This window comes from Acidovorax sp. HMWF029 (genome assembly GCF_003060895.1).
In the GTDB taxonomy this organism is placed as follows: Bacteria; Pseudomonadota; Gammaproteobacteria; order Burkholderiales; family Burkholderiaceae_C; genus Acidovorax.
The window spans coordinates 1-986 of sequence record NZ_QAIH01000230.1 but is presented as its reverse complement, the minus strand read 5'-3'; the positions used below and the strand labels follow the sequence as shown (position 1 = coordinate 986).

Below are 986 nucleotides of genomic sequence, written 5' to 3'. Positions count from 1 at the left end.
GGCGACGAAAGCGTGCTGCGCCCCTTGTCAAAGCCCTTCTCGCCCACGGGGGGCCTGCGCCTGCTGCAAGGCCGCCTGGGCCGTGCGGTGATCAAGGTGTCTGCCGTGCCGGAAGACCGCCACATCATCGAAGCGCCCGCCCGCGTGTTCGATTCGCAAGAGGCTTTGCTCGCCGCCTTCAGCGCGGGCGATGTGAACCAGGACATGGTGGCTGTGGTGCGCTTCCAGGGCCCGCAGGCCAATGGCATGCCCGAGCTGCACAAGCTCACGCCGCCGCTGGCGGTGCTGCAGAACCAGGGCTTCAAGGTGGCACTGGTGACCGATGGCCGCATGAGCGGCGCATCGGGCAAGGTGCCTGCCGCCATCCACGTCACGCCCGAGGCGCTGGCCGGTGGCCCGCTGGCCAAGGTGCGCGATGGCGACATCGTGCGCGTCGATGCCGTGGCGGGCACGCTGGATGTGTTGGTCGATGAGGCCACCTGGGCAACACGCACCCCCGCGCCTTACAGTGCCCCGTCGCAAACCGGCTTTGGCCGTGAACTCTTCACCAACTTTCGCCGCCATGCTGGCGGCGCTGAGCAGGGTGCCTGTACCTGGCTGTAGCAGGATGCACCCCCTGAGTCGCTACGCGCCTTCCCCCTCTCTCGCTGCGCGGGAGGGGGACGCACCCGGTGGCCTGGCAAAGCCAGTTCCACGGGTGCACTGGCATCGCGTGGCGCCCGCTTTGTAGGCCGCTTGCGGCATCCAACACCGAACGCCGAACACCGAACACCGAACACATCAAGGAGCAAACCCATGAATCCCCTCGACATCGCCAGCCACGGCCCCGTCATTCCCGTCATCGTGATCGACCGCGTGGAAGACGCGCTGCCCTTGGCCGATGCCCTGCTGGCCGGTGGCGTGAAGGTGCTGGAGGTGACGCTGCGCACCCCAGCGGGCCTGCCCGCCATCGAAGCCATTGCGCGCAACCTGCCGGAGGCGGTGGT

1 protein-coding gene and 1 pseudogene are annotated in these 986 nt (G+C 68.2%); both read left to right on the top strand.

The window, feature by feature from the left end; genetic code table 11:
- A partial coding sequence (locus DBR12_RS23075) for a dihydroxy-acid dehydratase (protein ID WP_233244706.1) occupies positions 1–603 on the top strand: 603 nt, incomplete at its 5' end.
- A 192-nt stretch (positions 604–795) separates the two neighbouring features.
- Positions 796–986, top strand: a pseudogene (locus tag DBR12_RS17130) (keto-deoxy-phosphogluconate aldolase); the annotation flags it as partial.